Source organism: Sphingomonas sp. AC435 (assembly GCF_979253005.1).
This window is the reverse complement of the sequence record NZ_CEEDCJ010000005.1, coordinates 1-16700: the sequence shown is the minus strand read 5'-3', so window position 1 is coordinate 16700 and position 16700 is coordinate 1. Positions and strand designations below refer to the sequence as shown.

17 protein-coding genes are annotated in these 16700 nt (G+C 65.4%); 9 read left to right on the top strand and 8 right to left on the bottom strand.

The window, feature by feature from the left end:
• Window positions 1–184 precede the first annotated feature (184 nt).
• The 4 genes from AC0CH8_RS11495 (at window position 185) to AC0CH8_RS11480 (ending at window position 3542) form a co-directional block, all read left to right on the top strand.
• Complete coding sequence (locus AC0CH8_RS11495) at window positions 185–826, top strand: sensor histidine kinase (RefSeq protein ID WP_465240000.1); 642 nt, start codon at window positions 185–187, stop codon at window positions 824–826.
• A 145-nt stretch (window positions 827–971) separates the two neighbouring features.
• Window positions 972–2444 carry a sensor histidine kinase gene (locus tag AC0CH8_RS11490; protein ID WP_465239999.1) on the top strand — a complete coding sequence of 491 codons (1473 nt, stop codon included), beginning with the start codon at window positions 972–974 and terminating at the stop codon, window positions 2442–2444.
• 41 nt (window positions 2445–2485) lie between these two features.
• Complete coding sequence (locus AC0CH8_RS11485; RefSeq protein WP_465239998.1) at window positions 2486–3100, top strand: response regulator transcription factor; 615 nt, start codon at window positions 2486–2488, stop codon at window positions 3098–3100.
• Window positions 3101–3194: 94 nt separating this feature from the next.
• The gene (locus AC0CH8_RS11480; protein WP_465239997.1) at window positions 3195–3542 is read left to right on the top strand and encodes a response regulator transcription factor; all 348 of its coding nucleotides are present in this window, start codon (window positions 3195–3197) and stop codon (window positions 3540–3542) included.
• 19 nt (window positions 3543–3561) lie between these two features.
• Here the strand turns inward: AC0CH8_RS11480 and AC0CH8_RS11475 are convergent, their stop codons facing one another.
• Window positions 3562–4098: a DUF6438 domain-containing protein gene (locus AC0CH8_RS11475; RefSeq protein ID WP_465239996.1), complete on the bottom strand. Its 537-nt coding sequence runs from the start codon at window positions 4096–4098 to the stop codon at window positions 3562–3564.
• Window positions 4095–4457 (bottom strand): hypothetical protein, encoded by a 363-nt coding sequence (locus AC0CH8_RS11470; RefSeq protein ID WP_465239995.1) that lies wholly within the window; start codon window positions 4455–4457, stop codon window positions 4095–4097. The genes AC0CH8_RS11475 and AC0CH8_RS11470 overlap by 4 nt, the downstream gene beginning before the upstream one ends.
• Before the next feature lie 192 nt (window positions 4458–4649).
• Between AC0CH8_RS11470 and AC0CH8_RS11465 the strand changes: the two genes are divergently transcribed.
• Window positions 4650–5357: an FABP family protein gene (locus AC0CH8_RS11465; RefSeq protein ID WP_465239994.1), complete on the top strand. Its 708-nt coding sequence runs from the start codon at window positions 4650–4652 to the stop codon at window positions 5355–5357.
• Window positions 5358–5373: 16 nt separating this feature from the next.
• Here AC0CH8_RS11465 and AC0CH8_RS11460 read toward each other — a convergent pair whose 3' ends face one another.
• Both AC0CH8_RS11460 and AC0CH8_RS11455 read right to left on the bottom strand, forming a co-directional pair.
• Window positions 5374–6474 (bottom strand): FAD binding domain-containing protein, encoded by a 1101-nt coding sequence (locus AC0CH8_RS11460; protein ID WP_465239993.1) that lies wholly within the window; start codon window positions 6472–6474, stop codon window positions 5374–5376.
• 3 nt (window positions 6475–6477) lie between these two features.
• On the bottom strand, window positions 6478–7599 hold the full coding sequence (locus tag AC0CH8_RS11455; protein ID WP_465240162.1) for an MFS transporter: 1122 nt from the start codon (window positions 7597–7599) through the stop codon (window positions 6478–6480).
• 168 nt (window positions 7600–7767) lie between these two features.
• Between AC0CH8_RS11455 and AC0CH8_RS11450 the strand changes: the two genes are divergently transcribed.
• Window positions 7768–8697: a LysR family transcriptional regulator gene (locus AC0CH8_RS11450; protein WP_465239992.1), complete on the top strand. Its 930-nt coding sequence runs from the start codon at window positions 7768–7770 to the stop codon at window positions 8695–8697.
• Between the two features lie 311 nt (window positions 8698–9008).
• Here AC0CH8_RS11450 and AC0CH8_RS11445 read toward each other — a convergent pair whose 3' ends face one another.
• A complete protein-coding gene (locus AC0CH8_RS11445) occupies window positions 9009–9269 on the bottom strand; it encodes a DksA/TraR family C4-type zinc finger protein (RefSeq protein WP_082474538.1) in 261 nt (86 codons plus the stop codon).
• A gap of 263 nt (window positions 9270–9532) precedes the next feature.
• On the opposite strand from AC0CH8_RS11445, the gene AC0CH8_RS11440 reads away from it, so the two are divergent.
• From AC0CH8_RS11440 to AC0CH8_RS11430, 3 genes are all read left to right on the top strand, one after another.
• Window positions 9533–9805, top strand: coding sequence for a PadR family transcriptional regulator (locus tag AC0CH8_RS11440; RefSeq protein ID WP_465239991.1), 273 nt, complete (start codon window positions 9533–9535; stop codon window positions 9803–9805).
• Window positions 9802–10449 carry a hypothetical protein gene (locus AC0CH8_RS11435; RefSeq protein WP_465239990.1) on the top strand — a complete coding sequence of 216 codons (648 nt, stop codon included), beginning with the start codon at window positions 9802–9804 and terminating at the stop codon, window positions 10447–10449. The genes AC0CH8_RS11440 and AC0CH8_RS11435 overlap by 4 nt, the downstream gene beginning before the upstream one ends.
• Window positions 10450–10547: 98 nt before the next feature.
• Window positions 10548–12041, top strand: a complete 1494-nt coding sequence (locus tag AC0CH8_RS11430) for a serine hydrolase domain-containing protein (RefSeq protein ID WP_465239989.1) — start codon at window positions 10548–10550, stop codon at window positions 12039–12041.
• A gap of 243 nt (window positions 12042–12284) precedes the next feature.
• On the opposite strand, the gene AC0CH8_RS11425 is transcribed toward AC0CH8_RS11430, so the two are convergent.
• The 3 genes from AC0CH8_RS11425 to AC0CH8_RS11415 all read right to left on the bottom strand — a co-directional run bounded on the left by AC0CH8_RS11425 (window position 12285) and on the right by AC0CH8_RS11415 (window position 16182).
• Complete coding sequence (locus AC0CH8_RS11425; RefSeq protein WP_465239988.1) at window positions 12285–14264, bottom strand: ATP-binding protein; 1980 nt, start codon at window positions 14262–14264, stop codon at window positions 12285–12287.
• A 1-nt stretch (window position 14265) separates the two neighbouring features.
• Entirely contained in the window at window positions 14266–15780 is a 1515-nt protein-coding gene (locus AC0CH8_RS11420) for an ATPase domain-containing protein (protein WP_055844916.1), read from the bottom strand.
• Between the two features lie 171 nt (window positions 15781–15951).
• Window positions 15952–16182, bottom strand: a complete 231-nt coding sequence (locus tag AC0CH8_RS11415) for a hypothetical protein (protein ID WP_465239987.1) — start codon at window positions 16180–16182, stop codon at window positions 15952–15954.
• Between the last annotated feature and the right edge of the window lie 518 nt (window positions 16183–16700).

The window sequence follows — 16700 nt, the reverse complement described above, 5'->3', positions numbered from 1 at the left end:
GTGGTGGCGGTGCGCCGCTACGACCTGTGTCATCCATGACATGTCCAACGATCGCCCCATCGGGTGGCGTGATCCATCATACTCAGGTTTGGGTCAGCCCGCACCGATGCAAACGTCCGTATGATACCGGGAGTCCTATTCTTCAGGTCAGGTGACGGCATCAACCAGAGCGAGGTTCGTCCCGATGCACATGACGATGGAAGGCGAGATGACCTCGCATGAGCCGACCACCCGGACCAACCGGATGCCCAGCGCGTCCGACGAGGTAAACCACCGAGTGGCAAACCAGCTTCAGCTTATCGGCGCGCTGATATCGGCGGAGGCGCGGACCGTCGTCGATGCGGGGACGCTCGGTGTGCTCGAGCGCACGCGTCAGCGCATCATCGCTGTCGGAGCCGTCCATCGGCAACTCTATGTCGGGAGCCAATCGGAGGTGGACCTCGGCGAGTACCTCCAGGATCTGGGAGAGCAGCTTTCGCGCACCTGCGGCCCACAGCGACAGGTCGGGATCGACGCCGATACCGTGCCGGTGACGGCCGATGTCGCGACTGCGTTCGGCATCCTCGCGACCGAACTGATCACAAACGCGTGCAAGCACGCCTATGGAGTGGACGAGCCGGGCGACATTTTCGTGCTACTCCGCCGTCGTCCCAACGGGGCCTATCGGTTCACTGTGGAGGACCGGGGCGGCGGCGGCGGGACGCCGGGTCGCCAGGCGGGTCTGGGCAGTCGCCTGATCCATGCGACCGTCGCGAAGCTCGACGCGACGGCGGCGTGGGAGGATGCGAAGCCAGGGACTCGGTTCCGCATGGATGTCCGCTTCTAACTTCTGTCGACTCCGGCGGCGGTTGCACTTCGCGAGGGGCTGGGCCAGCCTGCCTCCTGGCGGGCGATCCTGCGGATCGATGTGGGAGATGGCGATGAGGAGTGGCGGTGAAGCGGTTCGATGGCCCGCAGCAGCGCGAATTTGGATGGCGGCGCCACTCGCGCTCGGTATCCTCGCCCTCGACGTGCTCAGTCCGCTGCAGGGCGCGGTGGCGGTGCTCTATACCGCGGTGGTGCTCGTCATCGCCCGTGTGCAGCGTCGCGCACTGGTCCACGCGGCGGGTATTCTCTGCGCGATCCTGGCGTTCCTCGCATATTTTATCAGCCACGGCGCGGAAGGATTCGGCTCGCCCGCGATGCGGCTTGGAGTGAGCCTGGTCGCCATCGCCACCACCGCCCTGTTGTGCGCTCGTCAGATCACGGCGTCCGCTGAACGGCGCCGGGCGGATGAGCGTTACGGCATGATCTTCGACGCCAGCGGCTTCCCGATTTGGGAGTCGGACTGGTCGGCCGCGTATGACCTGCTCAGTTGCGGCGAGGCGCCCAGTGAGGACCTCGTGCAACGCGCGGCAGCGCGGACCTACATCCGAAGCGCCAACCAGGAGGTGGCGCGGCTGTTCGGCTACGCCGATCGATCGGAGCTGATCGGCGGCAACATCATCGAGCATCACACCGCTATGACACGGACTGCGCAGGTTCGGATCTTCGAGCGGCTGCTACGCGGCGAGATACCGATCGAGGAAGAGGTGCAGTTCCTCACCAAGTCCGGCGACGTGATCGAGGTGGTGCTGCGCGTCACACTCCCGCCCGACCACAACGGGTGGAACCACGTGCTGGTCACCGCGCTCGACGTGACGCAGCGAAACCGGGCGCAGGCACGGCTGCTGGAAGCTCAGGCCGAGCTGACGCACATGGCGCGCGTGACCACACTCGGGCAGCTTGCAGCGTCTATCGCGCACGAGGTCAATCAGCCGCTTTCGGCGATCATCACCTACGCCAAGTCTGGCCGGCGCTGGCTTGCCCGTGAGGCGCCGGATGCGCCAGAGGTGGCCGACTGCCTTGATCACGTCGCGTCGAATGGCCGGCGTGCGGCGGATATCATCGCCCGGATCCGCGACCTCGCACGCAATGCGGATCCGCAGCAGGAGGTCGTAAAGGTCGGCGCGCTCATTGCGGATACAATCGCTATCCTTGAACGTGACATGAGCGCCAGCGGCGTCGAGGTTCGTTCGGTGGTGGAGGATGGTCTGCCCGACGTGATCGGCGATCGGGTGCAGCTGCAGCAGGTCCTGATGAACCTGCTGCTCAACGCTAAGCAGGCAATGGCCGCGACACCTGAAGATCGGCGCCGACTGTGCGTCGATGGTAGGCTCGGCGCGTCGTCCGTCGTCATCGAGGTGAGCGACTGCGGCGCCGGGTTCGCAGACATGGATCCGGAAGGTCTGTTCCGACCCTTCTTCACTACCAAGCTGGACGGCATGGGGATGGGCCTCTCAATCTGCCGATCGATCGTGGAGCAGCATGGCGGCACGCTGGGCGGAGCGACCAACCCGGATGGCGGTGCGACGTTCAGCTTCCGCCTGCCGGTGGTCGCCGACGGCAAGAGGATGGCGGCGTGAGCTCGGTCACGGTCGGAGCAGCGGCGGCGGACTGCGTATGCGTGATCGACGACGATGCCGAGGTTCGTGGCTCGATCGGCAGTCTGCTGCGCTCCAGCGGATATGAGGTGCGCCTCTACGACAGTCCGGCCGCCTTTTTGGACGCCGACAGACACGAGACCGCGGCGTGTCTGGTGCTGGACATTCGCCTCTCGGGCGAAAGTGGACTCGACTTCCAGGAGGGACTGGCCGCTCAGGGTATCGACCTGCCGGTGGTGCTAATCACCGGGCATGGCGACATTCCGATGACGGTGCGCGGCATGCGGGCGGGCGCGATCGATTTCCTGCCCAAGCCGTTCGACGACGAACAACTTCTGGGAGCCGTGGCAACGGCGCTGAACGTCGATCGGGCGCGACGCGCGCAATCCGCCGATGCGGCCGGGCTGAAGGCCCTGTATGCGCGCCTTACCCCGCGGGAGCGGGACGTAATGGGGCTGGTGGTCACGGGACTGATGAACAAGCAGGTGGCCGCGAAGCTCGATCTCAGCGAGATCACCGTCAAGATCCACCGGGGCAACGTGATGCGCAAGATGGAAGCGCAGTCGCTGGCCGACCTTGTGCGGATGGCCGAGCAGCTTGGAGTCCGGGACGAGACCATCCACCGGTATAATATCTGAGTATGATGGCATTACCGGCCCGACCGCGCCACTTCCGTTGAGTTCGGGCATGTCCGCCCTAGTTCGGAGTCAGGTCTTGCCCCCATCACAGCTCGTGGCGATCGTCGATGACGACCCCGGGGTTCGCGGCAGCATCGTCAGCCTGCTGCGGTCGGCCGGGTTGACGGGCGTACAGTTCAACGAAGGCGGCGCGTTGCTGGCAAGTCCCCAGCTTGAAGGCTTCTCCTGCATCGTCACGGACGTGCACATGGACGGAGTGGATGGCCGCGAACTGCAGGAGGAACTGAACCGGCGGGGGTGTGCCCACCCGCTCATCGTGATGACGGCGTTCCCGACCTCGCCCGTGCGAGAGCAGATGCTGGCGTGCGGCGCGCGCGCCTTCCTGACCAAGCCGGTCGATCCCGACACGCTGCTCGAGGCAATCGCGGACGCCATCGGCTAGGCGTCCGCGATCGGGTCGTTCAGCCCCGGGACGTCCCGGGGCGGGTCGTCTGCCTTGCCCATTCGGCGATGCCGAGACGTTCGGGCACGCCGCGTAGCAGCTGGACGAGCGCCTGGCCCGGCCCGCCAGGACAGCCGCCCTGAACCGTCGCGATAGTCTGCCGACCCGCTCGATCGGTCCATGTCACGGTATAGGGAGAGGTATCGGACACTGCGGCAGTGCAGTCTACCGTCGCCTGAGTGCCAGCGGCTGGACGGAACGCCGCGAGGTCGCGTTTTAGGCCGTCGTAGACGGCTGCTCCAACGTTGCGGGTCCGTTCGCCCAGCACCGCGGTGTGCCGCTGCCCCTCGAAGCGAACGCCGCCTTCTGGCGCGATGCTCGCCTCGTAGACCGGGCAGAAGCCGAAACACGGACCAAGGGCCACGGTGATCGTCTCCTGCGGCGCGGGCGCTGCCCCGATCGGCCCGGTGTGGGTGCCGATCCCGGGTGCGGTCGCGCAGGCCGTGAGCACCAGCATGGCGGCGAGTGGCGCGAAACAGGCCGGCGAGCCGCTCATCGTGCCGCCCCGCTCAGGCCGGCGGGCAGCATGGAGGACGGACAGTAGCGATAGGTCGAGGCGGCCCCGCGCGTCCGCAGCGAGAAGGTTAGTGCATCGGAAACGGTGACAGTCTGGCGTTCGGTCCGGCGCGGCGCGGGGCCCGCGCCAGCGTCGATGCAGGACTGGCTGACGCCGAAGCGGGTGCCGCGCCGCGATAGGATGCGCGCGCGGCAGGCCCGGCTATGCGCGCCGCTGATGCCGCGCCCGTCATACTGCCGTATGGCGGCGTTGGGTGCCGAGCCGCAGGCGACATCCTCGCGGACGTAGATACCCGGCTTCAGTCGATAGATCCCGCCCGGCTTGGAAGAAGTGTCCACGCTTGCTGTTGCGGCCGCGGCGGTCGCAAGTACGGCGAAAACGGTAACGGTTCTTGGCAGGTGCATAGGTCGGGGTTCCTGGTCCACTGGTTCCGGTCGTAGCTAGTCAAGGCAAGCTGAACGGAAGACGTCACCACGCGCCTGAAACCTTTGTATGGCTGCATCCGCCGTGACGCCTCCAGTATCCAAAGGGTGGGCGACGCCGATCAGGGCGTTGCGTCCGACAGCTCCAGCAGGACACCGGTCATGACTCCAGCGCCGCACGACATATTTACCGAGCCGACTGACGTTGATCCCGATACGCTCGCGAACCTCGGACCGTTGCGCCGCCTCGCGGGCCGTTGGCGTGCCCGCAAGGGTGTGGATCTCGCACCAAAGCCGGAAGGGCCAGAACGGCGGGTGTTTATCGAGAACATCGACTTCCAAGCCATCGACCCTCAGGCCAACGGCCCGCAACTCTTCTACGGACTGCGCTACCACCTCCACATAACTACGGAGGAGGAAGACATCACCTTTCACGAGCAGGTCGGCTTCTGGCTATGGGAACCGGCCACTGGGCTCGTGCTCCAGACGCTTGCGATCCCGCGTGGTCAGGTGGCGCTCGCGTCCGGCAATGCCCGGCACGATGCCGACGAGATCGTCGTTTCGGCGACGCGCGGCGAGACGGAATATGGAATCTGCTCGACGGCGTTCCTGGAACAGTCGTTCCGGACCGACAGCTATCGGATAACCATCACCTTCAACCCCGATGGATCGTGGAGCTATGTCACCGATACAGAGCTGCTGGTCGAAGGACACGAACCGCCATTCGCGCATCAGGATCGCAATACGCTGCACCGCGTCGGCGCGGCACGCCCGAACCCATGGGCGGCCATCCTGGCCAGGCGAAAGACGGGCTGATGCGGATCGGCGCCTCCTACCTCAGCGAGGCGCCCAGTCGGCGGCCATAGGCCACGATCGCTGCTCCGGCATTTAGGCGCTCCCGCTCGAACGCGCTTCTTGCGTCCGGCGTCCAACCGAGCGCTACCGCGCGGGCCAGCGCAATCGCGTCCCCCGCCGCCTTGGCGACACCCATCGCGGTGTGCGGACGTGCCACGAAGGCGGCATCGCCGATCAGCGCCACCCGACGATCGACCATGCGCAGTGTCTCCATGTCGAAGATCGCCTGGACAAATGGTTGCGGCTCTGCGGCGAACGCATCCGCGAATGGTGGCGGGAGCAGGTCGTGCGCTGCCGCCAGTAGTTCGTGTACAGCCTGGGGCCGAACGCCGCCGGGCGGCAGGGAATAGGGGTGCACGCGTCCGGCCCGGTCGGTGAGCGTGGCCGGCAGGTCCGGCGTCGTGCGGTACCAGACTGCGTTGTAGCGGCGCTCGCCGGGCGTAAGTTCGCCTTGGGCGCCGGCGACCGTATAGCCGAGCGCCTGGCCACCGGGCATGTGATAGAACGCGAAACGGTCCGAGAGCATGTCCGCAGCCGTCGCCGACAACAGACCCTCTGGCACGAGCGCCCGCCAGGCGACGTAGCCCGCATAACTTGGGCTGCCGTCCTGCGGGAGCATCGAGCGGCGGACGGCCGACCCGATGCCATCGGCGCCGATGACGAGATCCGCATGGACACGGGTTCCGTCCTCTAGCTCGAGCCAGGCATCGTTGCACTCCTGCCCCGCCGCCACGGTGCTGCGCCCCAGGTGGTAGGCGTCGTCCGAAATCTGCATTCGGACAGCGATGTAGAGATGGTCCCAGGAGACCTGCATCTGCGGTGTCGCGTCGACCGAGGCCACAGTGCCGTCCCGGTTGAACGTGATGCGTTCGCGCGCCACGACGCCAAGCCGAGCGGCCTCGTCGCGGCCGATGATCCGGAGGAGGTCGAACACCTCCCGCTGGGCGACCAGGCCCGCGCCGCGCCCCTCGAGTCCGCTGATCGAACGCTCGTAGACGTGAACGTCATGTCCGCCTCGGCGCAGCAGGGCGGCAGCGAACAGGCCTGCCATCGACCCGCCAGCGATTGCGATCCGCATGGCTCAGCCCTTCCGCTTCAGGGCAGCGAGCTGGATCAGCACGCCGATGACGGAGAAGACGACTCCAAGCAGGACGACCGCCGTCCAGCCGCCGGCGTTCCAGGCTAAGGTGGCGCTGGCGGACCCGGCCGCACCGCCAAGGAACATGGCGCCCATGAAAATGGTGTTCAGGCGCGCGCGGGCCTCGGGCCGCAGGGCGTAGACGACGTGCTGGTTCGAGACGAGGGCGCTCTGCACTCCGAAGTCGAGCAGGATGACGCCAATGCTGAGGCCCGCGATGGTGCCGAAAGCGCCGAATACTGCCCATGCCGCCAGCGTAAGAACGGCACCGAGCAGGATAACCAGATGCGGACCTCGACGGTCGGCGATGCGGCCGGCGACGGGTGCCGCGAGGATGCCAACGGCACCGACAATCCCGAACAGGCCGGCGACATCGGCGCCCAGCGCGAAGCGCGGCTCCTGCAGGCGAAGCGCGAGGATCGTCCAGAACGCGCTGAAGCCGGCGAACAGCAGTGCCTGCGTGATCGCCGCCTTGCGCAGAGCGCTGAACTCGGACCAGAGCCCGCCGAGAGAGCGGATCAACGAGCCGTAGGTATGGGTCGTGTCGGGAGTGCTCTTCGGTAGCATCGCCGCCATGAGCGCGCCAGCACCGACCGCCATCGGTACTCCAAGCCAGAACATCTCGCGCCAGCCGGCATGGGTCGCGACGAAGCCGGCGAGCGTGCGGCTGAGAAGGATGCCACAGAGGAGGCCGGCCATGATCGTCCCCACGGTGGCTCCCCGCCGTTCCGGGGTCGACAGGTGCGCGGCGAGCGGCACGATCTGCTGTGCGACCGTCGAGAGGACCCCGACGAGCAGCGAGGCGAGGATCACCATGGTCGCGCCCGGTGCGACCGCCACAATGGCCAGCGCGACGGCGAGGCCGGCGAACTGGAGGACGATCAGGCGCTTGCGCTCGATTAGATCGCCCAGCGGGACCAAAAGGAATAGGCCTGCGGCATAACCCAGCTGCGTCGCCGTGGGTACGAGGCTGCTGATGGAGCCGGGGAGATCCCGCTCCATGATGCCGAGCATCGGCTGGTTGTAGTAGATGTTGGCGACCGCAACGCCGGCCGCTGCCGCCATTGCGAAGTTGAGCGCGGAGCCGAGCCGGCGGCTCGACCCCGCGTCGGCGGCAGGTGCTATGGTCGTCATACGGGCCTCCTGGGCGTTCAGCAATCCGACCCCATCTGGACCTTGTCGCCTCGAAGCATAAGTAGCGCATTCGGACACGTCGGCTTATCATACGAAGATATGCTGGATCTCGCAGACCTCGCCGTCCTGATCGAAGCCGTGCAGCAGGGCAGCCTGTCAGCGGCCGGTCGTCGCCTCGGCCTGACCCCGGTTGCAGCGTCGCGACGGCTGGCTGCGCTGGAGGCGGAGGTGGGCGCCAGGCTGATTCACCGAACCACGCGGTCGCTCTCGCTCACACCGGAGGGCGAGGCGTTTCTGCCCCATGCCGAGGCCATCCTTGCGCATGCCGAAGAAGGTCGCGCGGCGGTCGCAGGCGGCGAGGAGGAAGCGCGTGGCCTGCTGCGGGTTGCTGCATCGGTCCCGTTCGGCCGCAAGATCCTGACGCCGATGCTCGTCAAATTCCTTGGCGGACATCACCGGCTGAAGGTGGAACTGCTGCTGAGCGACGCTGTCGCCGACCTTGCCGCACAGGGCATCGACGTCGCGGTTCGCTTCGGCGAGTTGAGGGATAGCACTCTTGTCGCGCGCCGGTTAGCGAACAATGCGCGTGGCCTCTACGCGTCGCCTGCCTACCTGGCGAGGCATCCTGCCCCGAGGCGTGTCGTCGAACTGCGACAGCATAATTGCCTCGGCATTCCGGCCGCGCGGCAGTGGACATTTGAGCACAAGGGTCGCGCCGTCCGTCAGACGGTAGCGGGCCGCTTCGCCGCGGACAGCATGGAGGCGCTGCACGAAGCGGCGATGCGGGGTTTGGGCATCGTGCAGCTTTCGGAGTGGAACGTGCACGATGACGTGGCGGCCGGACGGCTTATGGAGATCAGGCTTGCCGACGGTGCCGTGCCCGACCAAGGCATCTGGGCGGTGTTGCCGACACGGCGGTACGTGCCGCGAAAGGTCCACCTGTTCCTCGACGCGCTCTCTGACCATCTCTCCGCACCTTCTCATTCAACCGGTGATGTCGACCGCCGCCTGCAGGCAGGCGGGGGGTAACGGCATGTCACGCACCCGCGCGCGGTTCGCATTGGCGACGACGGCCGAGGTTGGCCCTTCGCGGTGTCCCCTGCCCAGGAACGGCATGTGGAGCAGCATGTCGCGAACTGCTGAGTTTCGCCTTATGCGCTTGGCGCCCTCGTCAACCCTTTCCTCTTCGAAGTAATGCGGGCTCTCGCAGGAACCCATAATGGCTGGCGCAACTTCGATGAACGAATGGCGGGTTCTGGGCAGCGGCGAACAGGCTCTGAATGGCCGGAAGTGGGTCAATTGAGACGGCGCGCATCGCCGACGCGCGGGGGGGGGGGGCGCTACCGCAGCTGACTGTCCTTGCTGCCCCGGCGATTGAACGTCGTAGCGAGGGGCCTGTCGCGGCCGCTTTGACACGTCACGCAGGTACGCACTCCGGGAACCGCGCGGCGTCGGCCTTCCGGAATGTCGTCGCCGCAGATTGCGCAGAAAGGCTCACCCGTTCCACTTGGCATGCTCGCCCGCGCAGCTAGCACTGCGTCAGCCACAGAGTCGTCAATCTGATCCTGAACTGCGCCATCGCGCGTCCATCCGCCGGCCATCTGCGTCTCCCTAGTTGCCCCATATGGGAGGGCGAGCGCGATGATTCAAAGCGAGTGCCCGAACGGGCGACTAGGCCGTATGGCAACACCGACTGAGACCTGTTGCCGCTAACTCTGGGTTCATAGCTCCTCAGCCTCCGCAGTCGTTGGGGAGAAGCTTCGTTCATAAGCAGCGTCCTGCTCGGCGAACGTAAGCAGGTTGACCTTTAAGTCTACATATGTAAGTTGAAGGTATGACCCGAAGCCGAGGCCCATCGAAGCAGATGATCGCCCTGCTGGACGCCCTGTCGATGCGGCCGCAGGAATGGCGACATGGGTACGACCTGATGAAGGCCACGGGTCTGCTGTCCGGAACGCTGTACCCGCTCTTGATGCGCATGACCGATCAGGGTTTGCTCGAAGCCGAATGGCGCGAGCCGTTGCGACCCGGGCGCCCCGCCCGGCATGCGTACCGGCTGACGGCCACCGGTGCGGAACTCGCGCGTGCGGCTGCCGGTGCGGGTAAGGTCTCATCGTGGAAGGTCTCGCTCACATGAACGATCTCGTCGCGAAGGTTCTCATGGTGGCGGCGGAACGCTGCCTTGGCAGGCAACGTCAGGATTGGGCGCTCGCGATGCGTGCGGAGTTCGGATCCGCGCTTGACGACGGCCACGCTCTGACCTTTGCCGTGGGATGCCTGCTTGCCGCCCTGCGAGAGATGCCGGCGCAAGAAGAAGGGCGGTTTGTGATCGCTAGCTACGCGCTTGCTTTGGGTTTGATCTTGCCGATTGCAGCGCTTCAGATCGGCTGCGCCGTCTTTGACCTACCCTATATGTTTGCTCGTGGCGCGGGACTTCAGGCTATCGCCGCTCCGGGCAGCGTTCAGGCCGCCCTCCTTGGCGGGACGTACCAAGCTGCGGTGCCGGCGCTCACCGTCGTACTGCTGCTGCTCGGTGTGTGGCAGGTCCGGATGGCTTGGGTGATGCTGGAGCGGGATTGGCCGCGGGTGACCGCCTCGGCCATGCGCATCCTGGCGGCTTCGGTGACGCTCGCCACAGTCATGGCCGCGCTGTTCCTGGACGCAACGCAAGCCGTCTTGCAGATCGGAATGCTGGTAGTTGAAATGGCGGCGGTGCTCGTTCTCGCAAACTGGCACGAACATCTGCCGGCGCCACCCACGGAGCAACTGACCACGCGCTAACCTTCGCCGCCGATTCAATCGATGTCCCTCCGATTGCAACCGCGTCGAGGAGGGGGCGGTTGCCTGTCGAATGCCGTAAGCAAGAGGAGACATGTCGTATGATCCCGTCGACATACCTGACCTGGCTATTGGGCGCCTCGGCAATCGGTAATCCCGCCGTCGCAGAACCTGAGCGCGTGCAGTGTGTCACCCCCGCCAGTTCGGCGGGTGGCCCAAGCAATCCGCACTCCCGCTACGTCGAAGCGAACCTGAACCCTGCCGTCATCAAACCTGGTGCCAAACCGTTCGTTCTGAGCGAGCGGATGCGTCACTATGATGTGCCCGGTGTGAGTGTAGCCGTAATCCACCGCGGCAAGGTCGCCTGGGCGCGGGGGTGGGGAGTGCGCGACACGGTCAGCTGCGCGCCCGTTAATTCCGATACCGCGTTTCAGTCAGCCTCGATCAGCAAGTTGGCCACGGCCGTACTGGCGCTGCGGCTGGTCGAACAGGGTAAGCTCAAGCTCGACGGGGACATCAACGCTGCTCTTCATTCCTGGCAGCTGCCACGCGATCCAAAGCTTGCGCCGAACGGCGTGACGCTGCGCCAGCTGCTGAGCCACACGGCCGGACTGGGCGTTCACGGCTTTCCAGGTTATCTGCCCGATGCGCCGCTACCGACACCCATTCAGATCCTTAACGGCACTCCGCCCAGCAACAGCGGTGCTGTTCGTAGTGTGCTGCCGGCGGGCGTCCAGTGGACCTACTCAGGTGGCGGCTATGTCCTGACGCAGCTTGCGCTCTCGGACGTGGTCGGGGTGCCGTTCCCCGACTTGGCGGAGCGTGAGATGCTACGTCCGCTGGGCATGAGCCGCAGCGCCTATGCCCAGCCGCCATCGCCCGCGATCCAGTCCAATATGGCCTTTGGACATATCAACGGCAGACCGATCCGCGGCAATTATCATGTCTATCCCGAACTCGGTCCGGCCGGGCTGTGGGCGAGCGCCGGCGACCTTGCGCGTTTGCTGATCGATCTGCAGGCCTCCGCCGCCGGTCAGCCGGGCCATCGTCTTTCGCCGGCAATGACTCGTCAGATGCTGATGCCGATAACGGCGAATTGGGGGATGGGGCCAGCCCTCTACACCAACGGTCCGGCGAGGTTTGGTCACGATGGTTTGAACGAGGGCTTTCAGTCGTTCATGGTGGCCTATGTCGGCAAAGGAGAGGGCATCGCCGTGCTGACCAATGGCGGGCAGGGGCGACGGCTGATGGATGAGATCGTCCGCGCCGTCGCGACAGACTATCACTGGCCCGAAATCGCAGCACCCGCGGCCCAGGAGAAGAGGCTTTCGAAGGCCGAACTGGCCAAAGCGATGGGACGGTTCGAGGGTGGCGGACTTGCTGTCGATCTGGAAGCCCGTCGCGACGGCCTGTACGCGAACACCGGCGGTTCCGATTCGGAACGTCTCCTTGCACTATCCCCCGATCGCTACCGCTCCGAGACGATGGGACTCGTTGTCGAGTTTGCGAAGGACTTTTCAAGCTTCGAGATTGTTGAAGGCGGCCCCCCCGTTCGACTGATTCGCGTGAACGCAGCGCCGGCGAGAAAACCATAAACTTTATGACAGCTGCATCGAGCTCGGCTCGAAGCCCTGGTGCCCAAAGATGAACGAGTGGCCGGTTGTGGAGCTGGTGATTGTGCAGCTGAATGGCCGGATCTGGGTCATCACGACTTTTGGGGCGCGATCCGCACAGGACGGCGCACTTCCCACGAGATTATCGTCCTATCGGTCGTTCAAACTTTGGTCAGCCGCCCCGTCTTTCCCGTCCAATTGCAGCCCTGATCCTGCGCGAGAGACTTATATCACAACGCGCAGATGTGCTGCGGAGTCGGGAGTAGGGCGCAGCAGGTCATCCACCCGAGCGGCGAGATCGACCTGTCGAAATGGCTTTGCCAAGCGCGGAACATCGGGAGGCACGTCATTGCCCGCTGCCGCATAACCAGTCACTAGCAAGGTCGGCAGCCGCACGCCGGAGTTTCGCAGTTCGCTGATAAGTTGACCGCCGGTCATGGCCGGCATCAGGTAATCGCTCACCAGGATGTCGACTTCCAGTCCGGCCCGGACCGCTGCCAGCACCTGCGACGCCGAGCTCATTTCGACTACGGTGTAGCCCAGGTCGCGCAGCATGTCGGCGGTGGCGGCGCGCACGAGATCCTCGTCATCAACCAGCAGCACGGTCGCGGCGCGCCGGGCGGCGATTGGCTCGGCTCGCTGCTCGCCCCCGTCGCTCACCGGCTCGTCAGTCGCCGGCAGCCACAGCTCGACCGTGGTGCCCGATCCCGGCTCGCTTGACAGCCTGAGTGTGCCGCCTGACTGCGCGGCGAGCCCGTAGACCATCGACAGGCCAAGGCCAGTGCCCTTGCCGACCCCCTTGGTCGAGAAGAACGGCTCCGTCGCCCGGGCGAGCGTCGTACGGTCCATCCCGGTGCCAGTGTCGACGGCGAGTAGCCTTACATAGCCGCCGGCCTCGAGCCCGATCGCGTTGCGCTGGTCGACCACGACATCCGCGACCGTCAGCGTCAGTCGACCGCCGCCCGGCATCGCGTCGCGTGCGTTGATCGCAAGGTTGAGCAGCGCCAGCTCGAGCTGGTTGGGGTCGACGCGTGCCGACGATAGATGCCGCGGCACCTCGAGCACGACGGCGATCGACGGCCCCAGCGAGCGCCGGATCAGGTCGACGATGCCGTCGATCAGGGCGCCGACGTCGACCGCGCGGGGCTGCAACGCCTGGCGGCGGGCAAACGACAGCAGCCGCTGGGTCAGCGTTGCCGCGCGTTCGGCGGCCTGGAGCGCGCCCCCGATCATCCGCTGGGTGCGCTCGTCGTCCTTGTGGCGGCGGCGCAGGAGGTCGAGGCTGCCGACGATCGGCGTCAGCAGGTTGTTGAAGTCGTGCGCCACCCCGCCGGTCAGCTGACCGATCGCGTCCATCTTCTGCGCCTGGGCGAGCTGCGCATCGGCGTCCTTGAGATCGGTCACGTCGGAGACAACGCCCGTGATCCGCACGGGAACGCCGCTCTCGTCGTAGCGGACCCGGCCTTTGGCGACGATCCAGCGGCGGCTGCCGTCGGCGGCGACGATGCCGCACTCGATGTCGAGCAATCCGGTCGTCGGAGCCGCAGCGAAAGCCTCCGACACAATGTCGCGCTGCGCGGGCTCGACGTGCCTGAGAAACGCGTCGACATTCCAGTCGGGCAGCGCCTGCGCATAGCCGAAGATTTGATCATGGCGCAGCGTCCTCCCAGCCACTCCGGTCAGCAGGTCGATGTCCCAGCTGCCCATTCCGGCCGCGTCCAGTGCGATCTCAAGGCTCTCGCGCGCCGCCTCCAGTTCACGGGTGCGATCAACGACCGCGCGCTCCAGCTTGCCGGCCGCGTCGCGCACCTCATATTGCCGGGACCGAGCCTTCAACGCCGAGCGAACCGCGCCCAACATCGCCTCAGCGTGCAGCGGGCGTTCGAGGAGCACCACGTTGCCGAGCTCGCCGAGGCGACGGGTCGCGGCGGCGCTTCGCGGCGCGCGGACGCCGTTGGCCAGCACAACGAAGGGGATGTCGGCCCAGGCCGGCTGAGCGGCGACCCATGTTGCGAGGTCACCCGTGTCGCCCGCCAGCAGTGCCTCTTCGGTCAGCATTACGGCGCCGGCGCCGGTGTTCAAATGATCGAGGAGCGCCGCCTGATTTGCACAGATGATGGTGCGAATGTCGTGCCGACCTAGCAACTCCGCAGCAATCGCCGCGTCCCGCCCGCGCGGTGCCAGGATCAGAACCCGTTCGGGCATATCAGCCGTGCTGGTCCAAAGTGCCCATCTGACTGGCCATCAGCGTCTTTCCTTCGCCTGAGAAGGTCGGCACGCCGGTGAGTACCCCCTGGAACTCGCGCAGCGGTCCGCCGACTTGCAGCCCGTTGCCGCCAATCTGGAACTCACGGATCGTGCGCTCGTGCCGTGCCGTACGGGTCTTGATGACCGAGATCGCCTGGCGGACCTCGCCATACGCTTCAAAATAGCGCAGTTGAACGACGGTGTCGGACAAGTAGCTGAGATCAACGTCGGAGCGGATGTCGCCCATTACGCCGTGCAGCCCCAGGATCAGCAGGCTGACCACGCCCTTCTGCCCTAGATAAGTCAGCATCTCGTGCATCTGCAACACCAGGAACTGCTCGTTCGGCATCGACTGGAGATAGGCATTGAGGCTGTCGATGATGACGAAGCTCGCGCCCTGCTCCTCGACCGCAGCGCGGATCGAGCCGGCGAACTCGCCGGGTGACATTTCGGCCGGGTCGATCGAGCGCAGGTCCAGCCGGCCGTCATCGATATAGGGCTGGAGGTCCATGCCGAGCGCCGCGCTGCGCGCGAGCAGCGTCGGCAGCCGTTCGTCGAACAGGAAATATGCCGCTTTCTCGCCGCGGCGGAGTGCCGCGACCATGCATTGCACCGAGGCGGTCGTCTTGCCGACGCCGGCAGGGCCGGTGAGCAGCGTAGCGGTGCCGGGTACGAGCCCGCCGCCGAGCAGGTCATCGAGCTCGGTCGATCCCGTCGAGATTGGCGCGCCGGCCTCACTGGTGTCATGGTCGGACGCCACCAGCCGGGGGTAGACGCGCAGGCCGCCGCGCTCGATCTCAAAATCGTGATAGCCGCCGCGATACTGCAGTCCGCGCATCTTCACGACGTGAAGGCGACGACGCTGCGCGCCAAACCCGGACAGGGTCTGCTCCAGCGAGACGACACCGTGGGCGATGCTGTGCAGCTGAAGGTCGCTGCCCGCACCGCTCTTGTCGTCGAGGAACAGCACGGTACAGCGACGGGTCGAGAAGAAGTGCTTGAGCGCCAGGATCTGGCGGCGATAGCGGATCGGGCTCTGCGCGAGCAGCCGAAGCTCCGACAGGCTGTCGAGCACGATCCGGCTCGGCCGACTCTCGTCCACCTTCGCCATCACGTCGCGCACCGTCTCACCCAGCTCGACCTCGCTGGGATGGAGCAACGTCTGTTCCTGATCCTCGCCCAGTCCGTCGGCAGGCACCATCTCGAACAACTCGACGGGATCGAGCGTCCAGCCATGCGTCGCGGCCACGGCGCGCAGCTCAACCTCAGTCTCCGCTAGAGTGATGTAGAGCCCGGTCTCTCCGATCGCGGCACCCGCCAACAGGAAGCCAAGGCCAAGAGTAGTCTTGCCGGTGCCCGGCGTGCCCTCGACCAGATACATGCGGTGTGGGGTCAGGCCGCCATTCAGGATGTCGTCGAGCCCGGCGATGCCGGTCAGGGCCCGGTCGGGCAGTGCTTGCGTCGCCGACACCATCGTCTCCCGCGTCCAATAAGTCGGTAGCCACCAGGCGTCCCACGATATGGTCGGCTAACGCGTTGATGAGAATATGCAAAGCAGAGATGTCTTCGCCTGAGGGGCGTCACGCGGAACATGGCCAAGCCTGACACAACATGAGCTTCGATCAGGCGCTTGATCTGCACCAGGTCAAACGCCAAAAATCGAAGCTGTTGACGTCAGGGGTTTTGCCTCTGTCTCGCTTTGTCCATGCTCGCGGCAGAAGGCGATATCCCGCTCGCGATCGATGTCACTGGCGACGCCTTCATAGGCGGAAACGGCGTCTGCGGCGGTACGATCCGTGATCAAGGCGCGAATACTCCTGGCAAGCTCATCGAGCTCCTGGCTTCGCGCACGCCGCTCGCCACCTACGATGTTCATCTGCTGGATGACCCTTCAACGGGAAAGTAGAGGACCTTTCTGCTGCCTGACCACAGCTCCATGGCGTGAAGGTGGGTGTGCTGCCTGACAATCATGATCGCTGCATCGTCATCCGGGCAATGGAGGTTTAACGCTCGCGACACACGATCATCCGCGCCAAGGAAGTACAACCGGTAATGCGCCATACGTTGTCCTCGGCCTTGATTCGGAGATATATAGCCGAAGCAGGCCATAGCATGATCGTGGACCTCTGTTTGTGTAATCCAAATCGCGCCTAAGCGCATATGGTCGCACTGCAGAACTTACGATGCCGGACTATTGTCCCGTGGACAAGTTTCCAACAAATTCCTCGTGTTGGAAACCAGGCGCTAACATAGTTTGCATATCGTAACGCAAGCCATGTCACTGACGGGAGGTCAAGTCGTGGCTAGGCGATTAGGTTAGGGTCAGGACCCATTGATGTGAGAGGCGCGATCTGATTCAGGCTCTGAGAGGAGACTGGAATGAGCGACCTGTTT

Excerpts from the sequence above, each read along its gene's own strand:
- AC0CH8_RS11440 (WP_465239991.1), top strand. The coding sequence starts at position 9,533 with ATGATCGCCCTGCTGGACGCCCTGTCGATGCGGCCGCAGGAATGGCGA.
- AC0CH8_RS11420 (WP_055844916.1), bottom strand. The coding sequence starts at position 15,780 with ATGGTGTCGGCGACGCAAGCACTGCCCGACCGGGCCCTGACCGGCATC.
- AC0CH8_RS11475 (WP_465239996.1), bottom strand. The coding sequence starts at position 4,098 with ATGAGCGGCTCGCCGGCCTGTTTCGCGCCACTCGCCGCCATGCTGGTG.
- AC0CH8_RS11445 (WP_082474538.1), bottom strand. The coding sequence starts at position 9,269 with ATGGCCGGCGGATGGACGCGCGATGGCGCAGTTCAGGATCAGATTGAC.
- AC0CH8_RS11430 (WP_465239989.1), top strand. The coding sequence starts at position 10,548 with ATGATCCCGTCGACATACCTGACCTGGCTATTGGGCGCCTCGGCAATC.
- AC0CH8_RS11490 (WP_465239999.1), top strand. The coding sequence starts at position 972 with ATGGCGGCGCCACTCGCGCTCGGTATCCTCGCCCTCGACGTGCTCAGT.
- AC0CH8_RS11425 (WP_465239988.1), bottom strand. The coding sequence starts at position 14,264 with ATGCCCGAACGGGTTCTGATCCTGGCACCGCGCGGGCGGGACGCGGCG.
- AC0CH8_RS11450 (WP_465239992.1), top strand. The coding sequence starts at position 7,768 with ATGCTGGATCTCGCAGACCTCGCCGTCCTGATCGAAGCCGTGCAGCAG.
- AC0CH8_RS11415 (WP_465239987.1), bottom strand. The coding sequence starts at position 16,182 with ATGAACATCGTAGGTGGCGAGCGGCGTGCGCGAAGCCAGGAGCTCGAT.
- AC0CH8_RS11435 (WP_465239990.1), top strand. The coding sequence starts at position 9,802 with ATGAACGATCTCGTCGCGAAGGTTCTCATGGTGGCGGCGGAACGCTGC.
- AC0CH8_RS11460 (WP_465239993.1), bottom strand. The coding sequence starts at position 6,474 with ATGCGGATCGCAATCGCTGGCGGGTCGATGGCAGGCCTGTTCGCTGCC.
- AC0CH8_RS11495 (WP_465240000.1), top strand. The coding sequence starts at position 185 with ATGCACATGACGATGGAAGGCGAGATGACCTCGCATGAGCCGACCACC.
- AC0CH8_RS11455 (WP_465240162.1), bottom strand. The coding sequence starts at position 7,599 with ATGGCGGCAGCGGCCGGCGTTGCGGTCGCCAACATCTACTACAACCAG.